Genomic DNA, 22,112 nt, shown 5'->3' with positions numbered 1-22,112 from the left:
GCTCCTACCCGGCACAGGTCGAAACTTCGGGTCAGTCGCGCAGCAGGTCGTTGATGCTGGTCTTGCTGCGGGTCTGGGCATCGACCCGCTTGACGATGACCGCGCAGTATAGCGCCGGCTTGCCGTCGCCGCCGCCAATCGATCCGGGCACGACCACCGCATAGGGCGGGACTTCGCCGCGGAACACTTCACCGGTCGCGCGGTCGATGATCTTGGTCGACGCGCCCAGATACACGCCCATCGAGAGGACGGCACCTTCGCCGACGCGGACACCCTCCGCCACCTCGGCGCGCGCGCCGATAAAGGCACCGTCGCCGATGATGACCGGATCGGCCTGGAGCGGTTCCAGCACGCCGCCGATGCCCGCGCCGCCCGACAGGTGGACGTTCCGGCCGATCTGCGCACAGCTGCCGACCGTCGCCCAGGTGTCGACCATCGTGCCTTCGCCGACATAGGCTCCGATGTTGACGAAGCTCGGCATCAGGATCGCGCCCTTGCCGACGAACGCGCCGCGGCGGACGATGCTGCCCGGTACCGCACGGAAACCGGCCTCGCGGAAGCGGTGTTCGCCCCAGCCGGTGAACTTGCTCGGCACCTTGTCGAACCAGTTGGTGCCGCCCGGGCCGTCCATGATCTGATTGTCGTTCAGACGGAACGACAGCAGCACCGCCTTCTTCAGCCACTGGTTGACCTGCCAGCCGTCACCGACCGGTTCGGCCACCCGCGCCTCGCCCGAATCGAGCAGCGCCAGCGCGGCGTCGACCGCATCGCGGACCTCGCCCTGGGTGTGGATGGTCAGCTCGGCACGGTTTTCCCAGGCGGCGTCGATCTGGGCGGCAAGGTCGGTCATGATTCCTCCACGAAGCGTAACCACGCGACGATGTCGTGCGTGGTGTAATCGATATGGTCGCGCCCCACGCCCGGACCCTGTTCGGACCCGTTGTCGACCCAGACCGTCGTCATGCCCACTTCCTTGGCAGGCACGAGATTGCGCGCCATGTCCTCGGCGAACAACGCGGTCGTCGGATCGATCTCCCACGCCGCGCACAGCCCTGCATAGGCGCTGACATGCGGTTTGGGGCGATAGGCGGTGGCATGGATGTCGTGGATGCCGACGAAACTGTCCGACAGGCCAAGCTTTTCCAGTACGCGCCGGGCATAGGGCTCGTCGCCATTGGTGAAGACCAGCTTGCGCCCCGGCAACGCCGCCAACAGGCGCGGCAGATCGGGATCGGGCACCAGCGGCGACAGGTCGATGTCGTGGACGAAATCGAGGAAATGATAGGGATCGACCGACTGTTCGGCCATCAATCCCGACAGCGACGTGCCGTGATTGTGGAAATGCATCTTCTGCACGCGATGCGCTTCCTGTGCGTCGCAATCGAGCAGGTCGCAGATATATTGCCCCATGCGCGCCTCGACCTCCGCGAACAGGTTGGACGACGCCGGATAGAGCGTGTTGTCCAGATCGAAGATCCAGTCGCGGACATGGGATAGCGCGGGCAGCATCGGGTCGGGGCTGTAGGCGCAGGTTGCGATAGCTGCAAGTTCCTCCCCGGTACGGGGCGGTGGCAGCGCCTAGTGCTGACGGAGGGGGGTTTCGATTCCACTACGGTTGCGTCGTGTGGCCACCCCCTCCATCAGCTGCGTTGGTCCCCTTCCCCGCGAAGCGGGGAGGAACTGCTACGCCGCCTCCGTGCCTTCGATCCAGCCGCCGCCCAGCACGCGGTCCCCGGCGTACAGCACGGCCGCCTGTCCCGGCGCGACGCCATATTCGGGGGCGTCGAATACCAGCCGTTCGCCCTCCAGCCTTGCCGGCACCGGCTTCGCCATCGACCGCACCTTCGCGGTCAGCGGTCCCATATGGTCGCCGCCGATCCAGTTGATGTCCGACAGCCGCGCCGCACCCACCGCCAGCGCGCTGCGCGGGCCGACCACCAGCCGCTTGGTCTCGGGTTCGAGGCGGACGACGTAGAGCGGTTCGGCAAGGCCGCCAATCTCCAGTCCGCGCCGCTGCCCGACGGTATAGCCGACCAACCCGCCATGATGGCCCAGCACCTGCCCCTGAAGATCGACGATCTCGCCGCCTTCCTTCGCCTCGGGGCGCAGCTTGCGGACCAGCCCGGCATAATCGCCATCGGGCACGAAGCAGATATCCTGGCTGTCGGGCTTGCCGGCGACGCCCAGGCCCAGTTCCGCCGCAATCTCGCGCACCCGTGCCTTGGGCATCGCACCCAGCGGGAAACGCAGGAAATCGAGCTGGGCCTGCGTGGTGGCGAACAGGAAATAGCTCTGGTCGCGCGCCGGATCGATCGCACGATGCAGCTCGGCCCCCGCCGGTCCCATCACCCGCCGGATATAATGGCCGGTAGCGAGGCAGTCGGCACCCAGGTCGCGGGCCAGCGCGAACAGGTCGGTGAATTTCGGACCCATATTGCACTTCACGCACGGGATCGGCGTGCGTCCGGCCAGATAGGCATCGGCGAAATCGTCGATCACCGTCTCGCGAAAGCTGCTTTCATGGTCGAATACGTAATGGGCGATGCCCAGCCGGTCGCACACCGCGCGCGCATCGCGAATGTCGCGCCCGGCGCAACACGATCCGGCCCGCCCGACCGCCGCGCCATGATCGTACAGCTGCAACGTGACGCCGATCGTCTCCGCCCCCGTCGCATGGGCGAGCGCGGCCACGACCGAGCTGTCCACCCCGCCCGACATCGCCACGACGATGCGCCGCGCGGAAACGGGGGCATCCAGTTGAAATTCGCCAAGGTCCATGGCCTGCCAGATAGGCGTTTCGCGCGCGGCTTGCAAAAATACGCCGCCATTTACCGGACCTTCAACAGTGTCGGGCTAGAACAAGGCTCTAGGCCCCGTTGCTGGAAGACACGTTGGATCTGAGTTTCGCCCGTTTCGACCGTGGTACCACGGTCACCACCCTGCCGACGGAGCTGGCCGTGCTGCTGGCCGCCGCGACCGGGCGGCAGGCGGCGACGCCGACGGCGCGGCTCCAGACCCGGCTGGCCTGGAACCGGACGCCGGTGTCCCTGCTCAACCCGGCTGACGGGGCGTTCAATGGGTGGACTGCCGCCCTGCTGCGGGAATGCGTCGTGCCGAAACAACGGCTCGCCGCGAAGGGATGGCACGATGCCAACGGATGAAGACGATGTTTACCTAGCCGTTTTAGCCGATGTTCAACCGCGTTCGCGTATGACCACGCAAGAAGGTTTCAGGGGCTATCCCCGGGTCGAGGTCCAGTATGATTGAGAACCACAAAATCCGTCCGGCCAAGGTGATCGGTCCGCTCGGCGAACCGCTGACGATCGATTCGCTGCCACCGCCCGACACCACCCGCTGGGTCGTGCGGCGCAAGGCGGAAGTGGTCGCGGCGGTCAATGGCGGACTGCTGAGCGTCGACGACGTCTGCCAGCGCTACAACCTGTCGGCGGAGGAATTCGCCAGCTGGCAGCGCGCGGTCGACCGGTCGGGGATGCCCGGCCTGCGCGTGACCCGCATCCAGCATTACAAGTCCCTCTATGAGCGCCAGCAGCGCAAATATTGAGCGGTCGAGTTAAAACGGAGGCGGAACAAGCAAGTCCCTGGAGAGTCTTTCCCTCAGTACGCCCGGTACGAAGGTTGCCGGGTTGCAGACATCAATGGAGGGACGTCTCATGGGTATCATCATCTGGCTGGTCGTTGGTGGCATCGTTGGCTGGCTGGCCAGCATCATCATGCGGACCGATGCGCAGCAGGGCATCATCCTGAACGTCGTCGTCGGCATCGTCGGTGCCGTGATCGCGGGCTTCGTCACCGGCGCGAACATCAACAACGGCATCACGGTCACCAGCTTCCTGTATTCGCTGGTCGGTGCGGTCGTCCTGCTGGCGATCGTCAACTTAGTGCGTCGCGGTTCGGTGCGCTAAGCACCGGCCGACAGGCATATTGGATCGGGCCGTCCCTGCCGGGGCGGCCCTTTTCATATGCGTCAGCCGCCGGTCAGTTCGGACAGGCTGGCACGCATCGTTACCCGGACGCCGGCCGGATCGTAACAAATGTCGCTGTCACCGGTACCGGCCAGGCCCAGCCGCAACAGCTTGGACCCGAACCCGCGTCGCGCCGGCTCCCGGACCAATGGCCCGCCATGCTCCTGCCAGCAGAGCGCCAACAGCCCGTCCTCGACCTGCCAGTCGAGCCGGACCTCGCCTGCGATGGTCGACAGGGCACCATATTTGACCGCATTCGTACCCAGTTCGTGCAGGATCAGTGCCATCGCCAGCGCGGCCCGTGCGCCCAGCGCGACCTCGGGACCGGTCAGCGTGATGCGGTCGCTGCAGCCGAACACCGCCATGACCTGCCCGATCGTGGCACGCATATCGGCACCGACCCAGTTGCGTTCCACCAGCACGTCATGGGCGACGCCCAGTGCCTGCAACCGGCGCTCGAACGCGTCGAGCGGCGCCCGGTCGATTGACCCGCGCAGCGTCTGCGACGCGATCGCCTGCACCATCGACAGCGTGTTCTTGAGCCGATGGGCCAGTTCCTGGATCAGCAGGTTCTGGCGCGCTTCCGATTCGACCTGCGCCGTGCCGACCTCCACCCGGTCGGCAACCTTGCGCAGGAACACGATCTCCTCGGCCGACCAGCGGCGCGGGGTTCCGGTATGGACGATGAAGGCCGATACGATCCGACCGTCGCGGCGAACCGGGACGATGACGAACGCGCCGATCCCGTGGGCCAGCAGCGCGTCGGCGCACCCGGCAGTCCGCTGGTCCATGTGCACGTCATCGACTGCGATCGCATCGCCCGCGGCGATCTCACCCGCCACGTCGCCGAACATATCGATTGCCTGCCGCCCCGCAAGCGAAGCTCCGCCAGTCGCGGTCCAGTCGAGACCGATCTCGATCCGGGTCAACCCTGTATCGATCCGTCCGAACCCGGCACAGGCGACGTTCAGCGTCTGCCCCACCAGCGCCGATGCCACACGCGCCACATCGGCCACGTCGTGGCAGTCGCGCAGCGCATCGCCCAGCTGGATCAGCGCCGACTGCCGCTGCTCCGTCGCATGTTCGAGCGTGATGTCGCGCAGTATCGCACCGAACCGGTCGCCATCGATGCGGAAACAATGGCCGCGAAACCAACGGCCGATATTGGGCACATGATGGATGAAGCCGGTCGGCGATCCATCCGCGAGCATCCGGTGCAGGTCATCGGCCCAGCTGGCCGGGGCGGCCTGATCGAGCTGTCGCCCGGTTAGCGCCAGCATCCGGTCGCGGGTCACGCCCGACAGCGCGAACCATGCATGGTTGGCGTCGACGAACTGCCAGTCGACCACCCGCCCGTCCGTATCGCGGATCGCCTCGCCCAGCGCGAAACCGTCGGTAATATTCTCGAACAGGCGCTGCCAGCGCTGCTCGTTGCCGGTCAGCGCCGCTTCCGCCTCGGCGATACGCTGCAGCGTCCCGTCGCGTTCGGCAAGCAGGCGACGCAGTTCCATCGTCGTCACCGCCTGTCGCGCCAGACGCAGCAGCATGTCGCGCTGCGTCGCACTCAGCCCTTGCGGGCGGGCAACGACATCGATCACGCACAGCGTACCCACCGCCACGCCGTTCCCGATGCGCAGCGGAACCCCGGCGTAGAAGCGAACATGCGGCGGCCCCGCGACGATCGCGCTGTCGCGGGTACGCGGATCGATCGACAGGTCGGGAATGACGAGGAGTTCGTCCGCATCCAGCGCGTGGGTGCAGATCGCATCGTTCAGCGGTGTGCCGCACAGGTCGGTGCCGACCCGAGCCACGAACCACTGCTGATCGGATGCCAGCACCGTGACGAGGGCGACCGGCGTCTGGCAAATCTCGGCGGCCAGCCGGGCGAGGTCGTCCTGCTCGCGGTCGTCGATCGCCTCGATCAGCCGATAGTCGCGGATCGCCGCGAACCGCCGGTCCGATCCGGTCGTATCGATGGTCGCCCCCATGTCTGCCCCGCCCCTATGGCCATGATGCGAATAGCAATTTCCCGATCATGGCACAAGGGGCGCGCCATGGTTGGCACGCCCCTTGCTATGTTCCTACCGCTTGCCGGTTCAGGCCGATTCGGCTGCCCGGCTGCGCGCCGCGAAGCTTTTGCGCAGCTTCTGCAGCTTGGGCGGAATCACCGCCATGCAATAGGGGTTCCGCTGACCTTCGCCGTCCCAATATTCCTGGTGATAATCCTCGGCCGGATACCAGGTGGCGAGCGGTTCGATCGTCGTCACGATCTTGCCACGCCCCTCGCCCGCACGCTCGATCCCGGCTCGCGCCGCCGCTTCCTGTTCGGGCGAATGCGGAAAGATCGCAGAGCGATACTGGGTTCCGATATCGTTGCCCTGCCGGTTCAGTTGCGTCGGATCATGCGTCGCAAAGAAGATGTCGAGCATATCGTCATAGCCGATCACCGCCGGATCATAGGTGATGCGGATCGCCTCCGCATGGCCGGTGTCGCCACCGCACACCTGCTTGTAGGTCGGATGTTCGACCGTACCGCCGATATAGCCGCTTTCGACCTGCTCGACGCCGATCACGTCGCGAAACACCGCCTCGGTGCACCAGAAACATCCGCCGGCGAAGGTCGCCTGTTCGGTAGCCATTGCGTAATCTCCTTCGGTCGCAGAGATAGGCGCGCATGGCGGCGACGCAATCGGGGGTACGGTAATGGGCAAGGTTCTGGTCACGGGTGGTGCGGGCTATATCGGCAGCCATGCGGTGCTGGCGCTGCTCGACGCCGGCCATGATGTCGTCGTCATCGACAATCTGGTGACCGGCTTCGACTGGGCGGTCGATCCGCGCGCCGCGCTGGTCGTGGCCGATATCAGCGACGACATGGCGGTGCGCGCGGCGCTGCGCGACCATGACGTCCACGCCATCCTGCACTTCGCCGGATCGGTCGTGGTGCCCGAATCGGTCGAGAACCCGCTCAAATATTACCGCAACAACACCGCCGCCTCGCGCAGCCTGATCGAAAATGCGGTCGCCGAGGGCGTGAAGCATTTCATCTTCTCCTCGACCGCTGCGACCTATGGCATTCCGGAGGTCGTGCCGGTGCGCGAGGACAGCCCGAAGCAGCCGATCAACCCGTATGGCATGTCGAAGCTGATGACCGAGATCATGCTGGCCGATGTCGCCGCCGCGCATCCGATCAACTATGCGGCGCTGCGTTACTTCAACGTCGCCGGAGCCGATCCGCAGGGACGCAGCGGCCAGTCGACGGCGGGTGCCACCCACCTGATCAAGGTCGCGGTCGAGGCGGCGACGGGCAAGCGCAGTCACGTCGGCGTCTATGGCACCGATTTCGCGACGCCCGATGGGACCGGGGTGCGCGACTATATCCATGTCAGCGACCTGGCCGATGCGCACGTCCATGCGCTGAACCTGCTGATGGCCGATCCGGCGAAAAGCCATACGATGAACGCCGGCTATGGTCGTGGTTACTCGGTGCTGGAGGTCCTCGACGCCGTCGACCGCGTGACCAACATGACGATCGATCGCCGTCTGGAAGGGCGTCGTGCAGGCGATCCCGACGCGCTGGTCGCCGACAACGGCACGATCCTCGCCACCCTGCCCTGGCGGCCGCAGCACGCCGATCTCGACCAGATCGTGCGCGACGCGCTGGCATGGGAGCGCAAGCTGGCGGAACGCAGCGCGGGTTGATCCGGCATGGTGCATCGCTGCCCCTAGTCACAGGGTGAAATCGCGCGGGAAAGCGGCTATGTGCGGCCGATGACCGACCCTTTCGACCTGTTCGACCAATGGTTCGCCGAAGCGCGCGAGAGCGAGCCGAACGATCCCAACGCCATGGCGCTGGCCACCGCCGATGCCGATGGGCGACCGTCGGTGCGAATGGTGCTGCTCAAGGGCCATGGCCGCGACGGGTTCGTGTTCTACACCAATCGCGAAGGGCGCAAGGCCGCCGAGCTGGCCGCCAATCCCCATGCCGCGCTGCTGTTCCACTGGAAGTCGCTGCGCCGGCAGATTCGGATCGAAGGGCCGGTGACCCTCGCCTCCGATGCCGAATCCGACAGCTATTTCGCCTCGCGCAGCCGTGATTCGCAGCTGGGTGCCTGGGCGTCCGACCAATCGCGTCCGCTCGATTCGCGTGAAACCTTCGAGGCGCGCTTCGCCGAGGTGCAGGCGCGGTTCGAGGGGCAGGACGTGCCCCGCCCGCCTTTCTGGGGCGGATATCGCGTCACGCCCAAGGTCATCGAATTCTGGCAGGACCGGGCGCACCGGCTGCACGAACGTCGCGTGTTCACCCCCGATGCGCAAGGTGGCTGGCGCGAAGGGCTACTGTTCCCGTGACCGAGACCGAACGCAAGCGGATCATCCCGCTCGCCACGCGCGCCGCCATGGCGTCGGTGACGATGGCGCTGTTCCTGCTGGGGCTGAAGGGGTTTGCCGCGTGGCATACCGGGTCGGTCGCGATGCTCGGCAGCCTGGCCGACACCGCGCTCGACCTGCTCGCCAGCCTCGTAACGCTGTACGGCGTGCGTCTGGCGGCGACGCCTGCCGACCATGACCATCGCTTCGGCCATGGCAAGGCGGAGGCGCTGGCGGCGCTGTTCCAGGTCATGCTCATCACCGCATCGGCAGCGGGCATCGCATGGCGCGCGATCGCCGCGTTCGGTGCGCCGGGCGAGACGCAGGACGTCGAATTCGGCATCGGCGTGTCGGTGATCGCGATCCTCGCGACCTTCGCGCTGCTGGCCTATCAGAAATCGATCATCGACCGCACCGGATCGGTCGCGATCCGTGCGGACAATGTCCATTACCAAAGCGATCTGCTGCTCAACCTCGCCGTCATCGTCGCGATGGTCCTCGACCAGCTCTTCGGCATTCGCGGGGCCGACCCGGTGATGGGCATCCTGATCGCGCTGTGGCTGGGTTGGGGTGCGTTCCAGGCGTCGAGCCAGGCGATCGACCAGCTGATGGACAAGGAATGGCCCGAGGACGAGCGCCAGGCATTTCTCGACGTGGCCGCCCGGCAGGACGGGTTGCGCGGCATCCACGACTTCCGCACCCGCCGCTCGGGCAGCCACGACTTCGCACAATTCCATATGGAGGTCGCCCGCGACATGACCGTCGCCGAGGCACATGACGTGGTGGAGGGGGTCGAGCGTGCGCTGCGCCAGGCCTTCCCCAAGGTCGAGGTGCTGATCCACCTTGATCCCGAAGGCCATGTCGACACCGACAATCCGCTGGTCGAAGCCGACGTGACCCCGCACTGGTTCGGCAAGCGCGTCGGCAGCCTGTGACGGCGCTGCCCTTCACCGTCGTCGACGCGTTCACCGACCGGCCGTTCGCTGGCAATCCGGCGGCGGTGATGCTGTTGGATGCATGGCCCGACGACGCGCTGCTCCAGTCGATCGCGCTGGAGCATAACCTGTCGGAAACCGCGTTTGCGGTGCAGGTCGACAGCGAGATAGCCGACTATGAATTGCGCTGGTTCACGCCGACCGTCGAGATCGCGATGTGCGGCCATGCGACGCTGGCGAGCGGCCATGTACTGATAGGGGAGCGCGACACGGTGCGCTTCGCCACGCGCAAGGCGGGCGTGCTGGTCGTGCGGCGGGACGGCGGTGGCTACACGCTCGACCTGCCGGTAACGCGGGTCGCCCCCGCACCGGATGCCGCCCTGCTGGCCGCGCTCGGCTGCGACGGGGAGGTGTTCGCCAGCGTCGCGGGCGCGCAGGAGACCAGCATCATCCTGTTGCCCGATGCCGATGCGGTGCGCGGCTGCACGCCCGACATGGCGGCGCTGTCGGCGTGTCACGTCATGGCGATCGTCACCGCGCCCGGCGATGTCGCCGATGTGGTCAGCCGCGTGTTCGTGCCCGCCTGGGGCGTGGACGAGGACCCGGTGACCGGATCGGCCCATGCCGCGCTCACCCCCTTCTGGACCGAACGTCTTGACCGCGATCGCTTCACCGCGTTTCAGGCAAGCGTGCGGGGCGGATATCTGACCTGTACGCTGGCGGGGGAGCGCGCGGTGCTGGGCGGGCAGTGTGTCACCGTGATGCAGGGCGAGCTGCTGCTGTAAGCGGGGCTTGGGGGCGGGCAAGCGCGATTGGGTGGCAATTCGCAACCTGACCCCCATCTCTTACCCATGACCCGCTATTCTATGCTCGATCTCGTCCCCGTCCGGCAGGGGAGCACCCCCGCCGACGCGCTGGCCGCCGCCGCCGACCTTGCCGCTTATGCCGAGGCAGAGGGATTTCACCGTTATTGGGTGGCCGAGCATCATGGGATGCCGGGCATCGCCAGCGCCGCGACCGCCGTCGTGATCGGCCATATCGCCGCTGCGACGAAGACCATGCGCGTCGGGGCCGGTGGCATCATGCTGCCCAACCATGCGCCGCTCAGCGTCGCGGAACAGTTCGGGACGCTCGACGCGCTCTTTCCCGGGCGGATCGACTTGGGGCTGGGTCGCGCACCGGGATCGGACCAGATCGTCGCCCGCGCGATGCGCCGGACGCTGGACAGCGATCCCAACGCGTTCCCGCAGGATGTGGTCGAGCTGCAAAGCTATTTTGCGGACGACGGCCGCACCGGCATCCGTGCGGTGCCGGGTGCGGGCGCGAAGGTCGACCTGTGGATTCTCGGATCGTCGCTGTTCGGCGCGCAACTGGCGGCGATGCTGGGTCTGCCCTATGCCTTCGCCTCGCACTTCGCACCGGCGGCACTGGATCAGGCGCTGGAGATATATCGGCGCAACTTCACGCCCTCTGCGGTGCTCGACAAGCCCTATGCGGCGGCGGCGTTCAACGTGCTGGCGGCAGATACCGACGAGGAGGCGCGGCTGCTGGCGAGTTCGACCGAACAGATGTTCGTCGCAATCCGCACCGGCCAGCCGATCGAACTGCCGCCGCCGGTCGCGGGCTATCGCTCGCAGATTGGTGCGCAGGGCAATGCGATCCTCGACCATGTGCTGGAATGTTCGGCGATCGGCGGACCGGAGGCGGTGCGGGCGGGATTGGCGAAGTTCATCGAGCGGACACAGGTCAACGAGGTGATCGTCACCGGTGCGATGTTCGATCCGGAAGCGCGCAAGCGGAGCGCGTCGATCGCGGCGGCGGCGATGCGGGGGTTGTAGGCTCCCTCTCTTCCCGCGCTCCCCCGACCCGCCCCCCGTTTGCTTCGAGCGGAGGTTCGAGCCTGTCGAGAACCGTAGTCGAGAAGGGGGTGCCTCAAACAACCGCGTTCTCGACGGACGCTTCTCGACAAGCTCGAAGCTGCTCGAACCGAACGGTGAGGGTTGGAACGGATTCTCTATTCAGGCCGCAGGCAGCCTGAGCCGGACCAGAAGCCCGCCCAGATCCTCGCTCTCCTCCAGCGAGGCGGTACCTTCGTAAATCTCCGCCACGTCGCGGACGATGGCCAAGCCGAGACCGGTTCCGGGCTTGCCCGAATCGAGCCGCACGCCGCGGTCGAAGATGCGCAGCCGGTCCGCCTCCGGGATGCCGCGCCCGTCATCCTCGACCAGCAGTTCGACGAAGCCGGCATCGGCACGCACGGTGACGAACACGCTGCCCCCACCATATTTGGCGGCGTTCTCGACCAGATTGCCGAGGATTTCGTCGAGGTCCTGCCGCTCGATCCGGGCGATCAGGTCCTTCTGGCCGTCCACGTCGATGCGGACATTGGGATAGAGGCGGGCGACGGCACGCTCGACCGCCTCGACCGACGCCCATACCTCGGCGCGGCTGTGCGCCGATCCGCGCCGCCCGACCGCGCGGGCACGGGCGAGGTGATGGTCGACCTGCCGCCGCATCGTCCGGGCCTCGCGGATGACGGTGTCGGCGAGGTCGTCCTGCCCGGCGGCGGAGGCATTCATGATGACGGTCAGCGGGGTCTTGAGCGCATGGGCGAGGTTTCCGGCGTGACGCCGCGCCTCTTCCGCCTGCTTGTCGTTATGTTCGACCAGCGCGTTGAGTTCCTCGACCAGCGGCGCGACCTCGGCCGGCATCGACCCTTCGACCCGTGCCGATTGGCCGGCTCGCAGCCGGGCGATGGCGTCGCGCACGGCACGCAAGGGGAGCAGCCCATACCAGGTCTGGAGCGTCGCCATGACGATCAGCCCCAGCCCCAGCAGCGCGAACGAACGCACCAGCGTCTTGCGCAGAGCCGCGATCAGCCCGTCGAGCACGTCGCGCGACTCGGCCACCTGGAACCGCCAGACGGTGGGCGATCCAGGCAGGGTCAGGTCGCGTTCGACGATGCGCAGCTTCTGGTCGGGGAAAGGGCGCGCGTCGTAGATGTGGATGTCGGTATAGCGCTTGCCGTCGACCGGCAGCTTGCGGTCCCACAGCGAGCGTGATGGCCACGTCTCGTGCCCCGGCCCGCTGACCTGCCAATAGAGGCCCGAATAGGGTTCGAGGAAGCGCTGATCCGATAGCTGGCGGTTGAACGTCACCTCGCCGGTCGAATCGATCTCGGCCGACACGATCAGCGAGTTGAGGAGATATTCCAGGCCGTCATCGGTGTTGCGCGTCACCGCCGACACCAGCACCCGGTCGAGCGCGAAGCCGCCGCCGGCCAGCAGCAGCATGATCCACAGCGCCGCGACGAGGATCATCCGCCGCGACAGCGATCCCGTCACCCGGACATAGGTGCGCGGGGCAGGATCGATGCTTCCGGCCATGACGCTCGCTTCAGTCCTCCGCGCCCGCCGGCTTCGGCGCGCCCGGTTCGTCGAGGCTGTAGCCCAGACCCCGGATCGTCGTGATGACGTCGGCGCCCAGCTTCTTGCGGATGCGCGTCACGAACACTTCGATCGTGTTCGAATCGCGGTCGAAATCCTGGTCGTAGATATGTTCGATCAGCTCGGTGCGGCTGACGACCTTGCCCTTGTGGTGGAGGAGGTAGCTGAGCAGCTTGTACTCCTGCGCGGTCAGCTTCACCGGTTCGCCAGCCTTGGTCACCTTGCCCGAACGGGTGTCGAGGCGGATGTCGCCGGCGGTCAGCTCGGCCGAGGCATTGCCCGACGCACGGCGGATCAGGGCGCGCAGGCGGGCGATCAGCTCCTCGGTCTGGAAGGGCTTCGCGACATAATCGTCGGCACCGGCGTCCAGACCGGCGACCTTGTCCGACCAGCTGTCGCGGGCGGTCAGCACCAGCACGGGGGCGGTGCGCCCCTCCTTGCGCCAGCGGTCCAGCACGGTCAGCCCGTCGACTTCGGGCAGGCCGAGATCGAGGATGATCGCGTCATAGGTTTCGGTCGAGCCGAGGAAATGCCCCTCCTCACCATCGGTGGCGAGGTCGACGGCATAGCCCGCGCCCTCCAGCGTGGCACGCAGCTGGCGGCCGAGATTGGGTTCGTCCTCGACGATCAGGACGCGCATCGGCTGTTCTCCCCTATTCGTTTAACGGCTGCGGCCGGTGACCTGGCCGGTACGGGCATCGACATCGACCCAGATGACCGCCCCATCGCGCAGGAATTTGAGCGTGTAAATCCCGCGATCGGGATCATAGTCGAAGCCGAGATATTGCGCACCGCGCATCTGCGGCAGGACGCGGCGTTCGATCTCGCGCATCGGCAGGATGCGACCCTCGTCCCGCGCCGCGCGAGCGGCCTGGTGATCGCGCAGCAACTGGTCGGGCAATGCGTGCGCATTACCCGACACCGCCAGCAATCCCAGCACAAGGAACCGAACGACCATCGACATAGGGCGTGGCATAGGGGCAACGCGTTGAACAGCCCGTGAATAGGGCAGACAGGCTGGCGTAACTTGCTTCGTTCGCGACTGCGGCTTACCTGCCACACATGGCTGCACCGATATTGTCCTATGAGGGCCTTGGATTGATCCAGGGCAATGGCTGGTTGTTTCGCGGGCTCGACATCCATGTCGGCACACGCGACCGGCTGGCGCTGATCGGGCGCAACGGGGCGGGCAAGACGACGCTGCTGAAGCTGATCGCCGGATCGATCGATGCGGACGAAGGCCGGCGGACGATCGTGCCGGGCACCCATGTCGTGCTGCTGGAGCAGGACCCGAAGGTCGACGGCTATGCGACGCTGCGCGACTTCGCGCTGCGCGGCCCCCGCGCGCCGGCGGAACACGAAGTCGACGCGATCGCCGACCAGCTGGGCATCGACCTGAACCGCGAAGCCGCCACCGCATCGGGCGGCGAGCGGCGGCGGGCGGCGATCGCCCGCGCGCTGGCCGAGAACCCGGACGTACTCCTGCTCGACGAGCCGACCAACCATCTCGACCTGTCGGCGATCGAATGGCTGGAGGAATGGCTGAACCGCTTCAACGGCGCGTTCATCGTCATCAGCCACGACCGTACCTTCCTGACGCGCTTGACCAGGTCGACGCTGTGGCTCGATCGCGGCGGTATCCGCCGGGCCGAGATCGGCTTTGGCGGGTTCGAGGCGTGGATGGAGCAGGCCGCCGCCGAAGAGGAACGCGCGGCGCAGCGATTGGACGCGAAGCTCAAGATCGAGGAGCATTGGCTCCACCGCGGCGTCACCGCGCGGCGCAAGCGCAACATGGGGCGCCTCGAAAAGCTGCACGAACTCAGGGCGCAGCGCGCGGCGATGCAGGGGCCGCAGGGCACCGCGAAGATCCAGGTCGAGGCGGACGACACCAAGACCAAGGTGGTGATCGACGCCGAGCATGTGACCAAGGCATTCGGCGACCGCACGGTGCTCAAGGACTTTTCACTGCGGGTGCGGCGCGGTGACCGGATCGGCATCGTCGGCGGCAATGGCGCTGGAAAGACGACGCTGCTGCGGCTCCTGACCGGCGACCTAGAGCCGGATGCAGGCAAGATCATGCGCGCGCAGACGCTGGACGGGATCGTGATCGACCAGCAGCGCAAGCTGATGGCACCGGAAAAGCGGGTGCGCGACGTGCTGGCCGATGGCGGCGACTGGATCGAGGTCAACGGGTCCAAGAAGCATGTCCATGGCTATCTGAAGGAGTTCCTGTTCGATCCGTCGATCGCCGAGGCGCGGATCGGCACGCTGTCGGGTGGCGAGCGGTCGCGATTGTTGCTGGCGCGCGAGTTTGCGCGGCCGTCGAACCTGCTGGTGCTGGACGAGCCGACCAACGACCTCGACCTCGAAACGCTCGATCTGTTGCAGGAGGTGATCGGCGATTATGCCGGCACCGTGCTGATCGTCAGCCACGACCGCGACTTTCTCGACCGGACGGTGACGGTCACGCTGGGGCTGGACGGCAGCGGCCATGTCGATGTCGTGCCGGGCGGCTATGCCGACTGGGTGGCGAAGCGCCGCGAACGGACGGTGGCGAAGGCCAAGGCCGCGAAGCCGGTCGAGGCGGCACCGCCCAAGCCCAGATCGACCAAGATGAGCTACAAGGACCAGCGCGACCTCGACCTGCTGCCCGGTCGGATCGAGGAGCTGGAGGCAGCGATCGCACGCGACGAAGCGCTGCTGGCCGATCCGGCGCTCTATACGAAAGACCCGAAGCGGTTCGCCACGCTGACCGCGCAGATCGAGAAGGCGCGCGCGGAAAAGGACGCGGCGGAGGAGCGCTGGCTGGCGCTGGCGGAGATGGCGGAGGCGTAAAGCGCCTCTCCGGCGCGGGGAGGGGGACCAGCCGCAGGCTGGTGGAGGGGGGTCTCCGCGAGCGGACCGCTGACTGTAGCAAGAAGAAAATGGTTCACGCGAAGGGATTGCGCCCGGCGGCGTCTACCGCCCTTCCTTTCCGGCCCTTGGGTCAGGTTAAGGCGCTACCGCGCAGGTGTTCTCTTCACGCCTTCACGCGAACCTTACACCGCCTTCCCCTGACGGCCGGCCAGGTCGGTCACATATTGCCACGCCACGCGGCCCGAGCGGCTACCGCGCTTCGTCGCCCAGTTGATCGCTTCCTGCGCATCGAACGGCAGGTCGTAGGCCGCGCAGTAGCGCTCGACGATCGCGACATAATGATCCTGGTCGACGACGTGGAAGCCGAGCGACAGGCCGAAGCGGTCGGCGAGCGCCAAGGCGTCGTCGATGCCGTCGCGCGGGTTGATCGCGCTGTCCTGTTCCTTCAGATCGCGGGGGACCAGATGGCGGCGGTTGGCGGTGACGATCAGCCGGACATTGCCGGGTCGCCCTTCCGCGCCACCCTCCAGCAGCGACCGCAGCGCACGGCCGTCGGCGGGCGTGTCGAAGCCGAGATCGTCGACGAACACGGCGAAGGCCCGGGGCACCTCGGCCAGCAGCGCGAACAGGCGTGGCAGGCCTGCGAGGGCGTTGGCCGGCGCCTCGACCAGTGCGAGCGCGCCATCGGTCGCCTGCACCTGACCGACCGCCGCCTTGACCAACGCCGACTTGCCGGTGCCCCGCGCGCCCCAGAGCAACACGTCATGCGCCGCCGCGCCCGCCGCCAGTCGCGCCAGATTGTCGGTCAGTGCCACCTTCTGCGCATCGATGCCGACCAGCCGGTCGAGCGGAAGCGGGCGGAAGCCGCGTGCCGCCCGCAGAACGGTGCCGTCCCAGCCATAGGCCGGATGGCTCCGGGGATCGGCGGCGGGCGGCGGCGGGGGCGACAGGCGTTCGAGCGCCTCGGCGATGCGGAGCAGCGGGTCGGTCATGCGGCGGCCTGTAGCGCAAACCCCGTCACCACGCACGTCATCCCGGCGCAGGCTAGGATGACGTGCGTGGTCGAGGAGGTTGGTCAGCTTCCAGCGATCAGCGCCTTTGCCGCTGCCCGCTCGGCAAAGCGCGGATCGCCCAGCGCCGCCTGCGCATTGGCGATGGCGACGGGGGGGTTGCCGGCGGCCTCGGCGATCTGCGCCATGTGCCAGCGGATCGTCGCATCTTGCGGCGCCAGCCGCACCGCCTTCACCGCCAGCGGGACCGCCGCCCCCACATTGTCACCGGCATAAAGCGCCCAGCTGAGCGCATCGACCGTCATCGGGTTGGATGGGGCGAGGACATAGGCCGCGCCGGCATAGCCCTGTGCCGCCTCCGCCTCGCCCGCACCGGCATAGGCGAAGGCGAGCAGCGCCAGCACTGCCGGATCGCGGTCGCCGACACGTTCGCGCAAGGTCTCCAGCGTCTCGATCGCGGCGTCATGCTCGCCCGCCGCGACCTGCCAGCTGCCGAGCAGGCGCAGCGCGGGGACATTGCCCGGGTTCTGCGTCAGGAACAGCGACAGGGCGGCACTCGCCTGATCGCGCTGTCCGGCGCGGTCGCAGGCATCGACCAGCCGCAGCATCGTCGCTTCGTCGAAACGGGTCGCCGCGGCGCGGGCATAGGCGGTCGCGGCATCGCCCATCCGCCCCGCCCCAGCCAGCGCATCGCCCAGCACCAGCTGCGCGGCAGGCGATCCGGAATTGGCATCGGCCAGCGCCTGTGCCACCGCCAGCGCCCCGGCCGCATCGCCGCCCGCCGACAACGCGCGGATATAGGGGAGCGCCGCCGCCGGATTGCCCGGCGCTGCAGTCGCTCCATGGGCCAGCGTGGCCAGATTCTCGCCGGTCGCGAAAGCGCCCGACCGGCCGCGTGCCAGTGCCGCCGCACGGTCGAACAAGGGGGCTGCGTTGGCGCGGTCGCCGATCCGCTCCAGCGCACGTGCCGCCAGCAGCAGCGTGTAGCTGTCGGCATCGCCGCGCGAGGCGACCGGCAGGATCGTGTCGAACGCCTCCCGCGCCGAATCGCTCTGCAATAGAGCGAGCGCCAGCAGCTTGCGCGAGGTGATGTTGGTGGGTTGCCGCGCGACCAGTTCCCGCAAGGGGATCGCCGCCTGCGCCGCTTCGCCGGCGGCGAGGCCGATCGATCCGCTGAGCAGCAGTGCACCGGGCACGCCAGCCAGCCCACGCCCGGCCTTGTCCAATACACTGCGCGCGGTCGCGAGATCGCCGGCCCGCGCGGCCAGCACCGCTTGCAGGTACAGCCCCTGCGGACTGCCCGGCCGCACCGCCATCGCGCGGCGGACCGCCGCCAGCATGTCGCGCGACCGCCCGGCATCGCCCAGCGTGGCGGCATAGTCGATCAGCGTGTCGTGCGCATAAGGATCGCGGGCGAGCGCCGATTCGAACCAGGGGAGCGCCGCCACCAGCCCATATTGGGTGCGCATCGTCTGCGCACGGAGCCGGAGCGCATCGGGCGAGGCGGGATCGGCGCGTACCGCCGCCGCGCCGGCATTGATCGCGCCGACCATGTCGCCCGCGTCCTGCCGCATCCGGCCGAGCGCGACCCAGGCAAACGCATCGCCGGGTGCCGACGCAACCCGCGCCTCCAGCGTCGACAGCGCGGCGCGGACATCGCCGCTCGCCGCCACCGCCTGTGCCCGGATCGTCGTGGCATATGCGCGATAGCGTGGCGCGGCGCGATCCGCCTCCGCCATCGCGCCGGCCGCATCGCCCTGCAACAGCCGGGCATGGGCATAGAGCTGGCGCGCGCGAGCGGGATCGAACCCGGCCTTGGTCGCGGCGTCGAGCGAACCTTGCGCCCCCGCCCCGTCCCCCAGCGCCAGCTGCGTGCGGGCCAGCACCGCCTGCGCAAAGCCCGACGCCGGATCGGCCTGCGTCGCGGCACGGGCGCGGTCGCGGGCGGCGGTCCAGTGCCCGGCCTGAAACTGCGCCAGCGCCTGCGCGACCTTCGTCTGCGCATCCGCTGCATCGGCGCGCGCAGGCAATACGCCGCCGAGCGACGCCAGCGCGACGGCGACGACGCCAAGGCCGGCTGCGCCGAGCAGCGCGCGGATCGATCGGTCAGGGTTGCAGGTCATAGCTCTTCATCAGGTCGTAGAGGGTCGGGCGGCTGATGCCGAGCAGGCGGGCGGTGCCCGAGATATTGCCCTGTGCCTGCGCCAGCGCGGAGCGGATCGCGGAACGGTCCGCCGCCTCGCGCACCGCCTTCAGGTTGATCGGGCCGGACGCCATGTCGGGGCTGGCGAGGTCGAGGTCGGCAGCGGTCACCGCCTTGCCATCGGCCATGATCGCGGCGCGCTTCACCCGGTTCTCCAGCTCGCGGACATTGCCGGGCCAGCTCCAAGCCTCGATCGCGGCCAGCGCATCGGGGGCGAAGCGCTTCGGCCCCAGCCCCATCTGCGCGGCGTGGCGGTCGAGGAAATGGCGCGCAAGCAAGGCGGGATCGCCAGGCCGTTCGCTGAGCGACGGGATCCGCACCACGATCTCGGCAAGGCGGTAATAAAGGTCCTCGCGGAACCGGCCATCGGCGACCATCGCATCGATATCCTGATGCGTCGCACAGACGATGCGGGTGTCGACGGGGATCGCCTTGCGCCCGCCGACGCGTTCGATCACCCGCTCCTGCAGGAACCGCAGCAGCTTCACCTGCAGCGGCAGCGGCACGTCGCCGATCTCGTCGAGGAACAGCGTGCCGCCCGCCGCCTGTTCGATCTTGCCCTCGGTCGTCTTGACCGCGCCGGTGAACGCGCCCTTTTCGTGGCCGAACAGCTCGCTTTCCAGCAGGGTTTCGGGAATGGCGGCGCAGTTGATCGCGATGAAATTTCCGCGCTTGCGCCGCGAGGCGTCATGGACGCCGCGGGCGAGCAGTTCCTTGCCGGTGCCCGACGCGCCGAGCAGCATGACCGAGACGTCGGCGGGGGCCACCCGTTCGATGGTCCGCGTCACCTTCAGCATTTCGGGCGCGGCAGTAATCATGCCGCCCAGCACCGCCTGCCCCTCGATCCGTTCCGCCAGGCGGCGGTTCTCGGCCTCCAGCGCATGGACGTGGAAGGCGCGCGCGACGATCAGGCCCAGCGCGTCGATGTCGATCGGCTTGGCATAGAAATCCCATGCCCCCAGATCGATGGCACGCAGCGCGCTGGCGCGATCGCCATGACCGCTCGCCACCACGATCTTGGTATCGGGCTTCATCGCGAGGATCGCCGCCATCGTCGCGAAGCCTTCGCTCACCCCGTCGGGATCGGGCGGCAGGCCGAGGTCGAGGGTGATCACCTGCGGCTCCTCCGCACGGACGGCAGCAATCGCCGCGTCGCGGTCCCCGGCGACGACGATGTCATAGCCTTCATAGGCCCAGCGCAGCTGGCGCTGGAGGCCGGCATCGTCCTCGACGATCAACAGGCATTTGCGTGTCGTCATGCCGCCTGCTCCAGCGTTGGGGTGGCCGCCGCCAGCGTGACGCGGAACCGGGTGCCGCGTCCGGGATGGCTCTCCACCTCGATCGTGCCACCCATCGCCTGGGCCAGCTGCCGCGCCTCGAACGCGCCGATGCCGAAGCCGGTCGGCTTCGACGACACGAACGGGCGGAACAGGTCGTCGCGGATGAACTGCTGGGTCATGCCCTGGCCGGTATCGACCACGTCGATCCAGGCCCGGTCGCCGGCCTGCCCCAGGATCACGCGCACCGGATCGCTGCCGCCCGCGTCGAGCGCGTTGAGGACGAGGTGGTCGAGGACCTGTTGCAGCCGCGCCGGATCGGCGGCGGCGTGGCAGTCGCGTTCGCCCTCGACCACCACCGCGCCCCGCGCGCGGAAGCGTGCGGCGGACTGGGCGGCGACCGTCGCCAGCGCGACGGCGCGCGGTGCCTCGATCCGGGGCGGCTCGCGTTCGGACAGGCGGGCGAGCAGGTCGTTCATCCGCGTGGCGGATTCATTCAGCGTCGCGACCATGTCGGCACGGAATGCGGGATTGTCGGCGTGGCGCGGCGCGTTGCGCGCGACGAGGCTAAGCTGGCTCACGATATTCTTCACGTCATGCAGGATGAAGGCGAAGCGGCGGTTGAACTCGTCGAACCGCTGCGCTTCGGACAGGGCGGACTGGGCGCGTTCCTCGGCAAGGTAGCTCGCGACCTGCCGCCCAGCGATGCGCAACAGGTCGAAATCCTCCCAGTCGAGCGGACGGGCGAGGATCGGCCGGGCGAGCAGGATCGCGCCGGTCAACCGCCCCAGATGCGGCAGCGGCACGACGACCCAGGCATCGGGATGCGCCAGCATCGCATCGGGCACCGCCGCGCGTTCCGGGTCGTCCGGGTGGTCGCGCAGCGGATCGAGTTCGAGAATGCGACCGGTCGCCTGCAGATAGGCCGCCAGCCGCGCACTGCCGACATCGTCGGCGGGCAGCGCCTGCGCATCCCAGCACCACGACGCCTGCGACACCAGCGTATCGCCATCGGCGACCAGCAGCAGGCCGGCGGGGGAGTCGGTCAGGTCACCGACCGCCTTCACCAGCCGTTCGTCGAGCGGCGCGCCACCCTTCGGCTCGCCCAGCGTCTCGGTAAAGCGGGTCCATTCGGCGCGATAGTCGTAGCGGTGGCGGAACAGGTGCTTGACCAGCTTGACCTTGATCCACGCCCGCAGCCAGCCCGACGAGGCGGCGGTCAGCATCGCCACGGTCGACCCGAAGACGAAGGCGGTCTGCGCGATACGGGCATGGCTGCCGCCCAGCGCCTCGATCAGGCTGGTCACCATGATCGTGATCGCGAAATAGGCGACGAGACCGAGCAGCGACAGGGTGTGGAAGGTCGCGGTGCGCGAGAACTGCACCTCGCCATCGGCCGGCCGCGACAGCGCGAGGCCGACCAGCAGGGCCATGGCCGCCACCCCTGCGCCCCGTGCCGCGATCAGCTCGACCGGCGGCCCGGCGCCCAGATAGCTGGCGATGCAGCTGTTGACGTCGATCAGCCAGAACGCCCCCGCCGTCACCAGCACTAGTCGCATCGCCGTCGAGGTGACGCCGCGGAACAGGCCGTGGAGCAGCAGCAGCGCCCCCAGCGCCGCCAGCATTCCCAGCAGCGTCGCCACATCGCCGATGACGGTCGCGACCGCATTGTTGCCGGCAGTGACGCTGAGGAAGCCGAGCAGCAGCTGCGCCAGATCGACCGCCGCTACCGCAAGATAGGCCATCGTCCGGCCCAGCGCCTCCGCCCCCCGTTCGCCGATGCGCCGCTGCACCGCGAACAGCAGCGCCAGCCAGCCGAGCGTGCGCAGCCCCGCCAGCAGGTTCGTGACCGGATGGCTGTTGGCGATCCCCGCCACCGCCAGCGCCCACAGCGCGGTCAGCGCCAGCGCGATCGTCAGCCAGCGGCGCGGCAGCGCGCCATCGGCTGCCCCGCGCCGCGCGGTCCAGAAGGCAAGCCCGCCGAACAGCAGCGCGGCGATGGCATGGCCCCAGACGACGATCCCGATCAGCATCGCA

At 68.1% G+C, this 22,112-nt stretch carries 21 protein-coding genes; 9 read left to right on the top strand and 12 right to left on the bottom strand.

What is annotated here, in order from left to right; all coding sequences use genetic code 11:
* Window positions 1–31: 31 nt before the first annotated feature.
* From dapD to mnmA, 3 genes are all read right to left on the bottom strand, one after another.
* Entirely contained in the window at window positions 32–850 is an 819-nt protein-coding gene (gene dapD / locus MF609_RS04210) for a 2,3,4,5-tetrahydropyridine-2,6-dicarboxylate N-succinyltransferase (protein ID WP_242415030.1), read from the bottom strand.
* The gene (locus MF609_RS04205) at window positions 847–1,509 is read right to left on the bottom strand and encodes a pyrimidine 5'-nucleotidase (RefSeq protein WP_242415029.1); all 663 of its coding nucleotides are present in this window, start codon (window positions 1,507–1,509) and stop codon (window positions 847–849) included. Before MF609_RS04205 ends, dapD begins: the two co-directional genes overlap by 4 nt.
* Before the next feature lie 174 nt (window positions 1,510–1,683).
* A complete protein-coding gene (gene mnmA / locus MF609_RS04200) occupies window positions 1,684–2,778 on the bottom strand; it encodes a tRNA 2-thiouridine(34) synthase MnmA (protein ID WP_242415028.1) in 1,095 nt (364 codons plus the stop codon).
* A 113-nt stretch (window positions 2,779–2,891) separates the two neighbouring features.
* On the opposite strand from mnmA, the gene MF609_RS04195 reads away from it, so the two are divergent.
* The 3 genes from MF609_RS04195 to MF609_RS04185 all read left to right on the top strand — a co-directional run bounded on the left by MF609_RS04195 (window position 2,892) and on the right by MF609_RS04185 (window position 3,923).
* Window positions 2,892–3,161 carry a hypothetical protein gene (locus tag MF609_RS04195; RefSeq protein WP_242415027.1) on the top strand — a complete coding sequence of 90 codons (270 nt, stop codon included), beginning with the start codon at window positions 2,892–2,894 and terminating at the stop codon, window positions 3,159–3,161.
* A 98-nt stretch (window positions 3,162–3,259) separates the two neighbouring features.
* Window positions 3,260–3,562, top strand: coding sequence for a CtrA inhibitor SciP (gene sciP / locus MF609_RS04190; protein WP_066692240.1), 303 nt, complete (start codon window positions 3,260–3,262; stop codon window positions 3,560–3,562).
* Between the two features lie 109 nt (window positions 3,563–3,671).
* Window positions 3,672–3,923, top strand: a complete 252-nt coding sequence (locus MF609_RS04185) for a GlsB/YeaQ/YmgE family stress response membrane protein (protein ID WP_242415026.1) — start codon at window positions 3,672–3,674, stop codon at window positions 3,921–3,923.
* Window positions 3,924–3,985: 62 nt separating this feature from the next.
* On the opposite strand, the gene MF609_RS04180 is transcribed toward MF609_RS04185, so the two are convergent.
* Together MF609_RS04180 and msrA are read right to left on the bottom strand one after the other, a co-directional pair.
* A complete protein-coding gene (locus MF609_RS04180) occupies window positions 3,986–5,971 on the bottom strand; it encodes a GAF domain-containing protein (RefSeq protein ID WP_242415025.1) in 1,986 nt (661 codons plus the stop codon).
* Between the two features lie 108 nt (window positions 5,972–6,079).
* The gene (msrA, locus tag MF609_RS04175) at window positions 6,080–6,622 is read right to left on the bottom strand and encodes a peptide-methionine (S)-S-oxide reductase MsrA (RefSeq protein ID WP_242415024.1); all 543 of its coding nucleotides are present in this window, start codon (window positions 6,620–6,622) and stop codon (window positions 6,080–6,082) included.
* Window positions 6,623–6,686: 64 nt separating this feature from the next.
* Here msrA and galE point away from each other — a divergent pair, with 64 nt between their 5' ends.
* The 5 genes from galE to MF609_RS04150 all read left to right on the top strand — a co-directional run bounded on the left by galE (window position 6,687) and on the right by MF609_RS04150 (window position 11,121).
* Window positions 6,687–7,682, top strand: a complete 996-nt coding sequence (gene galE, locus MF609_RS04170) for a UDP-glucose 4-epimerase GalE (RefSeq protein ID WP_242415023.1) — start codon at window positions 6,687–6,689, stop codon at window positions 7,680–7,682.
* A 69-nt stretch (window positions 7,683–7,751) separates the two neighbouring features.
* Complete coding sequence (gene pdxH, locus MF609_RS04165; RefSeq protein WP_242415022.1) at window positions 7,752–8,330, top strand: pyridoxamine 5'-phosphate oxidase; 579 nt, start codon at window positions 7,752–7,754, stop codon at window positions 8,328–8,330.
* Entirely contained in the window at window positions 8,327–9,283 is a 957-nt protein-coding gene (locus MF609_RS04160; RefSeq protein ID WP_242415021.1) for a cation diffusion facilitator family transporter, read from the top strand. Before pdxH ends, MF609_RS04160 begins: the two co-directional genes overlap by 4 nt.
* Window positions 9,280–10,068: a PhzF family phenazine biosynthesis protein gene (locus MF609_RS04155; RefSeq protein WP_242415020.1), complete on the top strand. Its 789-nt coding sequence runs from the start codon at window positions 9,280–9,282 to the stop codon at window positions 10,066–10,068. Before MF609_RS04160 ends, MF609_RS04155 begins: the two co-directional genes overlap by 4 nt.
* A gap of 66 nt (window positions 10,069–10,134) precedes the next feature.
* On the top strand, window positions 10,135–11,121 hold the full coding sequence (locus MF609_RS04150) for an LLM class flavin-dependent oxidoreductase (RefSeq protein WP_242415019.1): 987 nt from the start codon (window positions 10,135–10,137) through the stop codon (window positions 11,119–11,121).
* Between the two features lie 180 nt (window positions 11,122–11,301).
* On the opposite strand, the gene MF609_RS04145 is transcribed toward MF609_RS04150, so the two are convergent.
* The 3 genes from MF609_RS04145 to MF609_RS04135 are packed head-to-tail and all read right to left on the bottom strand — an operon-like array spanning window position 11,302 to window position 13,693.
* The gene (locus MF609_RS04145; RefSeq protein WP_242415018.1) at window positions 11,302–12,669 is read right to left on the bottom strand and encodes a sensor histidine kinase; all 1,368 of its coding nucleotides are present in this window, start codon (window positions 12,667–12,669) and stop codon (window positions 11,302–11,304) included.
* 10 nt (window positions 12,670–12,679) lie between these two features.
* Window positions 12,680–13,369 (bottom strand): response regulator transcription factor, encoded by a 690-nt coding sequence (locus MF609_RS04140; protein ID WP_055786895.1) that lies wholly within the window; start codon window positions 13,367–13,369, stop codon window positions 12,680–12,682.
* A gap of 21 nt (window positions 13,370–13,390) precedes the next feature.
* Window positions 13,391–13,693 (bottom strand): PepSY domain-containing protein, encoded by a 303-nt coding sequence (locus MF609_RS04135; RefSeq protein WP_242415017.1) that lies wholly within the window; start codon window positions 13,691–13,693, stop codon window positions 13,391–13,393.
* A 98-nt stretch (window positions 13,694–13,791) separates the two neighbouring features.
* Here MF609_RS04135 and MF609_RS04130 point away from each other — a divergent pair, with 98 nt between their 5' ends.
* Window positions 13,792–15,564, top strand: coding sequence for an ATP-binding cassette domain-containing protein (locus MF609_RS04130; protein ID WP_242415016.1), 1,773 nt, complete (start codon window positions 13,792–13,794; stop codon window positions 15,562–15,564).
* A gap of 203 nt (window positions 15,565–15,767) precedes the next feature.
* On the opposite strand, the gene MF609_RS04125 is transcribed toward MF609_RS04130, so the two are convergent.
* The 4 genes from MF609_RS04125 to prsK all read right to left on the bottom strand — a co-directional run bounded on the left by MF609_RS04125 (window position 15,768) and on the right by prsK (window position 22,108).
* Window positions 15,768–16,577, bottom strand: coding sequence for a DUF815 domain-containing protein (locus tag MF609_RS04125; RefSeq protein ID WP_242415015.1), 810 nt, complete (start codon window positions 16,575–16,577; stop codon window positions 15,768–15,770).
* A gap of 83 nt (window positions 16,578–16,660) precedes the next feature.
* Window positions 16,661–18,718: a tetratricopeptide repeat protein gene (locus MF609_RS04120; protein WP_242415014.1), complete on the bottom strand. Its 2,058-nt coding sequence runs from the start codon at window positions 18,716–18,718 to the stop codon at window positions 16,661–16,663.
* Window positions 18,702–20,057 carry a PEP-CTERM-box response regulator transcription factor gene (gene prsR, locus MF609_RS04115; RefSeq protein WP_242415013.1) on the bottom strand — a complete coding sequence of 452 codons (1,356 nt, stop codon included), beginning with the start codon at window positions 20,055–20,057 and terminating at the stop codon, window positions 18,702–18,704. Before prsR ends, MF609_RS04120 begins: the two co-directional genes overlap by 17 nt.
* The gene (prsK, locus tag MF609_RS04110; RefSeq protein WP_242415012.1) at window positions 20,054–22,108 is read right to left on the bottom strand and encodes an XrtA/PEP-CTERM system histidine kinase PrsK; all 2,055 of its coding nucleotides are present in this window, start codon (window positions 22,106–22,108) and stop codon (window positions 20,054–20,056) included. Before prsK ends, prsR begins: the two co-directional genes overlap by 4 nt.
* Window positions 22,109–22,112: the final 4 nt, after the last annotated feature.

It is taken from the genome of Sphingomonas panni, assembly GCF_022664435.1.
GTDB classification, from domain to species: Bacteria; Pseudomonadota; Alphaproteobacteria; order Sphingomonadales; family Sphingomonadaceae; genus Sphingomonas; species Sphingomonas panni.
This window is presented reverse-complemented; position numbering and strand designations above follow the sequence as displayed.

What these genes read in the sequence shown, in the direction of transcription:
- MF609_RS04180 (WP_242415025.1), bottom strand. Translation starts at nt 5,971, where the DNA reads ATGGGGGCGACCATCGATACGACCGGATCGGACCGGCGGTTCGCGGCG.
- prsK (WP_242415012.1), bottom strand. Translation starts at nt 22,108, where the DNA reads ATGCTGATCGGGATCGTCGTCTGGGGCCATGCCATCGCCGCGCTGCTG.
- MF609_RS04140 (WP_055786895.1), bottom strand. Translation starts at nt 13,369, where the DNA reads ATGCGCGTCCTGATCGTCGAGGACGAACCCAATCTCGGCCGCCAGCTG.
- dapD (WP_242415030.1), bottom strand. Translation starts at nt 850, where the DNA reads ATGACCGACCTTGCCGCCCAGATCGACGCCGCCTGGGAAAACCGTGCC.
- MF609_RS04125 (WP_242415015.1), bottom strand. Translation starts at nt 16,577, where the DNA reads ATGACCGACCCGCTGCTCCGCATCGCCGAGGCGCTCGAACGCCTGTCG.
- msrA (WP_242415024.1), bottom strand. Translation starts at nt 6,622, where the DNA reads ATGGCTACCGAACAGGCGACCTTCGCCGGCGGATGTTTCTGGTGCACC.
- MF609_RS04120 (WP_242415014.1), bottom strand. Translation starts at nt 18,718, where the DNA reads ATGACCTGCAACCCTGACCGATCGATCCGCGCGCTGCTCGGCGCAGCC.
- mnmA (WP_242415028.1), bottom strand. Translation starts at nt 2,778, where the DNA reads ATGGACCTTGGCGAATTTCAACTGGATGCCCCCGTTTCCGCGCGGCGC.
- MF609_RS04130 (WP_242415016.1), top strand. Translation starts at nt 13,792, where the DNA reads ATGGCTGCACCGATATTGTCCTATGAGGGCCTTGGATTGATCCAGGGC.
- pdxH (WP_242415022.1), top strand. Translation starts at nt 7,752, where the DNA reads ATGACCGACCCTTTCGACCTGTTCGACCAATGGTTCGCCGAAGCGCGC.
- sciP (WP_066692240.1), top strand. Translation starts at nt 3,260, where the DNA reads ATGATTGAGAACCACAAAATCCGTCCGGCCAAGGTGATCGGTCCGCTC.
- MF609_RS04185 (WP_242415026.1), top strand. Translation starts at nt 3,672, where the DNA reads ATGGGTATCATCATCTGGCTGGTCGTTGGTGGCATCGTTGGCTGGCTG.
- MF609_RS04145 (WP_242415018.1), bottom strand. Translation starts at nt 12,669, where the DNA reads ATGGCCGGAAGCATCGATCCTGCCCCGCGCACCTATGTCCGGGTGACG.
- MF609_RS04205 (WP_242415029.1), bottom strand. Translation starts at nt 1,509, where the DNA reads ATGCTGCCCGCGCTATCCCATGTCCGCGACTGGATCTTCGATCTGGAC.
- MF609_RS04150 (WP_242415019.1), top strand. Translation starts at nt 10,135, where the DNA reads ATGACCCGCTATTCTATGCTCGATCTCGTCCCCGTCCGGCAGGGGAGC.
- prsR (WP_242415013.1), bottom strand. Translation starts at nt 20,057, where the DNA reads ATGACGACACGCAAATGCCTGTTGATCGTCGAGGACGATGCCGGCCTC.
- galE (WP_242415023.1), top strand. Translation starts at nt 6,687, where the DNA reads ATGGGCAAGGTTCTGGTCACGGGTGGTGCGGGCTATATCGGCAGCCAT.
- MF609_RS04135 (WP_242415017.1), bottom strand. Translation starts at nt 13,693, where the DNA reads ATGTCGATGGTCGTTCGGTTCCTTGTGCTGGGATTGCTGGCGGTGTCG.